The 2,811-nt window shown below is 64.0% G+C and carries 3 protein-coding genes; all 3 read left to right on the top strand.

Annotation, left to right across the window (positions count from 1 at the left end):
* Positions 1-622, top strand: a 622-nt coding sequence (locus AC1D1S_RS20490) for an ATP-dependent Clp protease proteolytic subunit (protein WP_476995369.1), incomplete at its 5' end; no start/stop codon positions are given.
* Between the two features lie 131 nt (positions 623-753).
* The gene (clpX, locus tag AC1D1S_RS20485) at positions 754-2,037 is read left to right on the top strand and encodes an ATP-dependent Clp protease ATP-binding subunit ClpX (RefSeq protein WP_476995368.1); all 1,284 of its coding nucleotides are present in this window, start codon (positions 754-756) and stop codon (positions 2,035-2,037) included.
* Positions 2,038-2,150: 113 nt separating this feature from the next.
* Positions 2,151-2,756 carry a mycothiol-dependent nitroreductase Rv2466c family protein gene (locus AC1D1S_RS20480; RefSeq protein ID WP_476995370.1) on the top strand — a complete coding sequence of 202 codons (606 nt, stop codon included), beginning with the start codon at positions 2,151-2,153 and terminating at the stop codon, positions 2,754-2,756.
* Positions 2,757-2,811 lie beyond the last annotated feature (55 nt).

Genomic DNA, 2,811 nt, shown 5'->3' with positions numbered 1-2,811 from the left:
GAGCAGCCGCTACGTGCTGCCCCAGTTCGAAGAGCGCACCCCCTACGGCTTCAAGCGCCAGGACCCGTACACCAAGCTGTTCGAGGACCGCATCATCTTCCTCGGCGTCCAGGTCGACGACGCCTCGGCCGATGACGTCATGGCCCAGCTGCTGGTGCTCGAGTCCACCGACCCGGACCGCGACATCACGCTCTACATCAACTCGCCTGGCGGTTCCTTCACCGCCATGACCGCGATCTACGACACCATGACGTACATCCGGCCCGAGATCCAGACCGTCTGCCTCGGCCAGGCGGCCAGCGCGGCCGCCGTGCTGCTCGCGGCCGGCACGCCGGGCAAGCGCCTCGCGCTGCCGAACGCCCGCGTACTGATCCACCAGCCCTCGCTGTCCGGCGGACAGGGCGGGCAGGCCTCGGACCTCGAGATCCAGGCCGCCGAGGTCATGCGCATGCGCTCCTGGCTCGAGGACACGCTGGCCAAGCACTCCGGCCGGACGCCGGAGCAGGTCAACAACGACATCGAGCGGGACAAGATCCTCACGGCCGCCGAGGCCATGCAGTACGGCCTCATTGACCAGGTCCTCGATTCCCGCAAGATCAAGCCCCAGGCAATCGCGCGCTAATCAGCATTCCGCGGCGCCGGTGCGGCATTTTTACTTGGCCGCACCGGCGTCCGCTTTCCACCCAACGGGCCCAAAGTGACCTAGAGTGGAACATGTCACAGCCAGCAGCAAGCTACTAAAGGGGTTCACACATGGCTCGGATTGGCGAGAGCACAGATCTGCTGAAGTGTTCTTTCTGCGGAAAGAGCCAGAAGCAGGTCCGCAAGCTCATTGCCGGGCCCGGCGTCTACATCTGCGACGAGTGCATCGAACTCTGCAACGAGATCATCGAAGAGGAACTCGCGGAAGTAGCTGACCTGGGCAGTTTCGAGTTGCCCAAGCCCCGCGAAATCTTTGATTTCCTGCAGGAATATGTGATTGGCCAGGAACCCGCCAAGCGTTCGCTCGCCGTCGCGGTGTACAACCACTACAAGCGGATCCAGGCCGGCCACGCGCCGAAGAGCGGCAGCCTCGCCGACGGCGTGCACCACGACGACGTCGAGATCGCCAAGTCCAACATCCTGCTGATCGGACCCACCGGCTGCGGCAAGACCTATCTGGCCCAAACCCTCGCCCGCCGCCTCAACGTTCCGTTTGCCGTCGCCGACGCCACGGCCCTGACCGAGGCCGGCTACGTCGGTGAGGACGTTGAGAACATCCTCCTCAAACTTATCCAGGCCGCCGACTATGACGTCAAAARGGCCGAGCAGGGCATCATCTACATCGATGAGATCGACAAGATCTCACGCAAGAGCGAAAATCCGTCCATTACCCGGGACGTTTCGGGSGAGGGCGTGCAGCAGGCGCTYYTGAARATCMTRGARGGCACGGTKGCCTCGGTMCCGCCGCAGGGCGGMCGCAAGCACCCGCASCAGGAATTCATCCAGATCGACACCACCAACGTGCTCTTCATCGTGGCCGGCGCCTTCGCGGGGCTCGAGGACATCATCGGTTCGCGGTCCGGGCGCAAGGGCATCGGCTTCGGCGCCCCGCTCAACGAGGTCAAGAACACCACGGATTCCTACGGCGAGGTCATGCCGGAGGACCTGCTCAAGTTCGGGCTGATCCCGGAGTTCATCGGCCGGTTGCCCGTCATCACCACCGTCTCCAACCTGGACCGCGCCGCGCTCATCCAGATCCTCTCGACGCCGAAAAATGCCCTCGTCAAGCAGTACCAGAAGATGTTCCAGCTCGACGGCGTCGAGCTCATCTTCGAGGACGAGGCCCTCAACACCATTGCCGACCAGGCGCTGGAGCGCGGCACCGGGGCCCGTGGGCTGCGCGCCATCATGGAGGAAGTCCTGCTCCCGGTCATGTTCGACCTCCCCAGCCGCGACGACGTCGCCAGCGTCGTGATCACCGAAGAGGTCGTGACCAAGAAGGCAGCGCCCACGATGATCGCCCACGACGAGGTCAAACGGCGCAAGTCCGCCTGATCCGGAATATTATCGCGGCCAAGGTCGCTGTAATGTTTAGCGCGCCGTGTGCGTGATCCGCCCCGGCGCTTTCCCCGCAGACTTCCCTAAGGAGAACACCTGTGTCTGAAACCATGACCAACAAAGCCGACTTCTGGTTCGACCCGATGTGCCCCTTCGCGTGGGTCACCTMCCGCTGGATCGGCGAAGTCGAAGAAGTCCGCGACATCAAGACCGAGTGGCATGTCATGAGCCTCGCCGTGCTCAATGAGGGCCGCGAGGAACTGCCCGAGCAGTACCGCGAGTTCCTGAAGAAGGCGTGGGCTCCGGTCCGCGTCATCACCGCCGCCGCTGAACAGCACGGTGCCGAATACATCAAGGCGCTCTACGACTCCATGGGCACCAAGATCCACAACGAAGGCATCAAGGACATTGACGAGGTCATCGCCAAGTCGCTGGCCGAGGCCGGACTGCCGGCCGAGCTTGCGGGCGCGGGCCAGAGCGACGAATTTGATGCAAAGCTGCGCGCCAGCCACGAGGCAGGCATCTCGCTGGTCGGTCAGGACGTGGGCACACCCGTCGTCGCCTTCAACGGCACGGCCTTCTTCGGCCCGGTTCTGACGCGCATCCCGCGCGGCGAGGAAGCAGGACAGATCTGGGACGCCACGGTGACCCTGGCATCCTTCCCGTACTTCTTCGAAATCAAGCGCAGCCGTACCGAAAGCCCGGTCTTTAACTAGGCCTGAACAGGCCGGGCCGGGCCGCTGCCCGGCCTCCCGGGAGCCCCGGCAGAAC

This window comes from Arthrobacter sp. P1_A5 (genome assembly GCF_056406825.1).
Note: the sequence above shows the minus strand (reverse complement) of the source record. Positions and strands in the feature narration are given on the sequence as shown.